Genomic DNA, 2,643 nt, shown 5'->3' on the forward strand with positions numbered 1-2,643 from the left:
CACGACCGGATGCCGTCCGCCCCGACCGCGCGGTGGGCCTCGCCGCTCGCTACGCTCACCAGCGAGGAGGCGACGATGACGTCAGACAGCAGCACCAGCCACGTGGGCAGCGCCCAGACCGCCGCACACATTGCCCAGGTGGAGCGGTACGCCGCGCACAACTACCACCCGTTGCCGGTGGTGCTCTCCCACGGGGAGGGTGCCTGGGTGACCGATGTCGACGGCAGGCGGTACCTCGACTGCCTCGCCGGGTACTCGGCGCTGAACTTCGGCCACGGGCACCCGCGGCTGCTGGCGCGCGCCCACGACCAGCTCTCGCGGCTCACCCTCACGAGCCGGGCCTTCCACAACGACCAGCTCGGCCCGTTCTCGCAGGCCCTGGCCGAGCTGACCGGCAAGGACATGGTCCTGCCGATGAACACCGGCGCCGAGGCCGTCGAGACCGCCCTGAAGGTCAGCCGTCGCTGGGGGTACCGCGTCAAGGGGGTGCCCGAGGACCAGGCCAACATCATCGTCATGGAGGGCAACTTCCACGGCCGCACGACGACCATCATCAGCTTCTCCGACGACAAGGTCGCCCGCGACGAGTACGGGCCCTACACCCCGGGCTTCCGCACGGTCACCTACGGCGACGTCGAGTCGCTGCGCCAGGCGGTCGACGAGTTCACCGTGGCGGTCCTCCTCGAGCCGATCCAGGGCGAGGGCGGCGTCGTCATCCCGCCCGAGGGGTACCTGCGGGCCGTGCGCCAGATCTGCGACGAGGCCGGCGTGCTCATGGTCGCCGACGAGATCCAGTCGGGGCTGGCCCGCACCGGGCGCACCTTCGCGTGTGACCACGAGGAGGTCGTTCCCGACATCTACGTGATGGGCAAGGCCCTCGGCGGTGGGCTCTACCCGGTCTCGGCCATCGCGACCAACCGCGAGATCCTCGAGGTCATCACCCCCGGGTCGCACGGCTCGACCTTCGGCGGCAACCCGCTCGCAGCCGCGATCGGCCACGAGGTCGTCACCATGCTCACCGAGGGGGAGTTCCAGGCACGGGCCACCGAGCTCGGCGGCCTGCTCACCGAGCTCCTCACCCCGCTCGTGCGCACGGGACACGGAAACGGGCTCTCCGGCATCCGGGTTCGTGGGTTGTGGGCCGGGCTGGACATCGAGCCCGGCGGTCCGAGTGGCCGTGAGGTCTCCGAGCGCCTCATGCGGCGCGGAGTGCTCGCCAAGGACACCCACGGGTCCACCATCCGCATCGCCCCGCCGCTGGTCATCACGGCTGACGAGGTCGGCATGCTCGTGGATGCCGTCGCGGACGCCCTCGAGCGCCCGTAGACCCGAGCCGTGAGTGCGGAAGTGGTCGCCCTGGCGACCACTTCCGCACTCACGACGAGGTGCTGACCTTCGCGCGGGCGGCGTTGCGGACGATCTCGTCGACGATCTCGGCGCGGCGCGGACCCGGCAGGTCGTGGGCCATGTCGGGGAACATCACCAGGCGTGAGCCCGGGATCGCCCTGGCCGTCGCGATGCCGCCACTCGGCAGGACGAGCTGGTCGAGCAGGCCGTGGATGACCACCGTCGGGACGGTGATCGTGCGCAGACCGGGGGTGCGGTCGGGGCTGGCCTGGATCGCGAGCAGCTGGCGAGCGGTGCCGAGCGGGTTGATGTCCCGGTCGATGGCCCGGCGAACCATGACGGCCATCTCGTCGGCGTCGTAGTGCGGCCCGGCGATGAGGCGGAAGCTCTCGACACCGAGGCGCTCGGCCTCGTCCGGGTCGGTCGAGCGCGGGGTGGTCATGGTCATCGCCATGGTCGGCAGCAGCTTGGGGGCCACCGTCCCGTGCAGGCGCGAGCCGGTGTTCGACATGATCGAGCACAGGCTGAGCACGCGCGTCGGGTGGTCGATGGTCAGCTGCTGGGCGATCATCCCGCCCATGGACACACCGACCACGTGGGCGGCCTCGATGTCGAGGTGGTCGAGCAGCGCGACCGCGTCGCCGGCCATGTCGGCCAGGAGGTAGTCGGACTGGGCGTAGCGGCGGTGGGCGAAGGCCTTGAGCAGGTCTGCTCGCGTCGGTGCCGGACCCTGGGTCTTCGTGGACAGGCCGATGTCGCGGTTGTCCATCCGGATGACCCGGAAGCCGTTCTCGACGAGGCCGTCGATGATCGGGGTCGGCCACGCGACGAGCTGGGCGCCCAGCCCCATGACGAGGAGCATCGGGATGCCGTCGTCGGGGCCGTCGATCTCGAACTCGATGGTCACGTCGCCGAGCTGTGCACTGGTCATGTGGGGACCATACCCGCGGGTAGGCTGACACACGTGATCGCGCCGCTGACGTATGCCGTCGTGGGCCTGGCGGCCGTGCTGCTCGTCGTCTCGGGCTTCTACGCCGTGCGGGACCGGCTCATCGACGACCGGGTGCTGTTGCTCGCGGCCCTGCTGGAGATCGGCCTGATCGTCCAGCTCGTGCTCGGGCTCGTCGGGCTCGGGGAGATCGAGGACTCCACGGACCGTGCGACGTTCGTGGCCTACCTGGTGTCGCTGCCCGTCATCCCGATCAGCACCGTGTTGCTGACGATCAAGGAGAAGACGGTCTGGGCCATGGGGTCCCTGGCCGTTGGCGCGTTCGCCGTCGCGGTCATGACCGTGCG

The 2,643-nt window shown here is 70.4% G+C and carries 3 protein-coding genes; 2 read left to right on the forward strand and 1 reads right to left on the reverse strand.

Going from position 1 to position 2,643, the window contains the following annotated elements; genetic code table 11:
• Positions 1-75: 75 nt before the first annotated feature.
• Entirely contained in the window at positions 76-1,326 is a 1,251-nt protein-coding gene (gene rocD / locus PLL68_RS05165) for an ornithine--oxo-acid transaminase (RefSeq protein WP_324532286.1), read from the forward strand.
• 49 nt (positions 1,327-1,375) lie between these two features.
• On the opposite strand, the gene PLL68_RS05170 is transcribed toward rocD, so the two are convergent.
• Positions 1,376-2,278: an alpha/beta fold hydrolase gene (locus PLL68_RS05170; protein WP_324532288.1), complete on the reverse strand. Its 903-nt coding sequence runs from the start codon at positions 2,276-2,278 to the stop codon at positions 1,376-1,378.
• Between the two features lie 33 nt (positions 2,279-2,311).
• Here PLL68_RS05170 and PLL68_RS05175 point away from each other — a divergent pair.
• On the forward strand, positions 2,312-2,643 hold a 332-nt coding region (locus PLL68_RS05175), incomplete at its 3' end, for a hypothetical protein (protein WP_324532289.1).

The organism is Ornithinibacter sp., assembly GCF_035443565.1.
GTDB lineage: Bacteria > Actinomycetota > Actinomycetes > Actinomycetales > Dermatophilaceae > Fodinibacter.

Bases quoted from the DNA above. Each gene is read 5' to 3' on its own strand.
- rocD (WP_324532286.1), top strand. From the start codon at position 76: ATGACGTCAGACAGCAGCACCAGCCACGTGGGCAGCGCCCAGACCGCC.
- PLL68_RS05170 (WP_324532288.1), bottom strand. From the start codon at position 2,278: ATGACCAGTGCACAGCTCGGCGACGTGACCATCGAGTTCGAGATCGAC.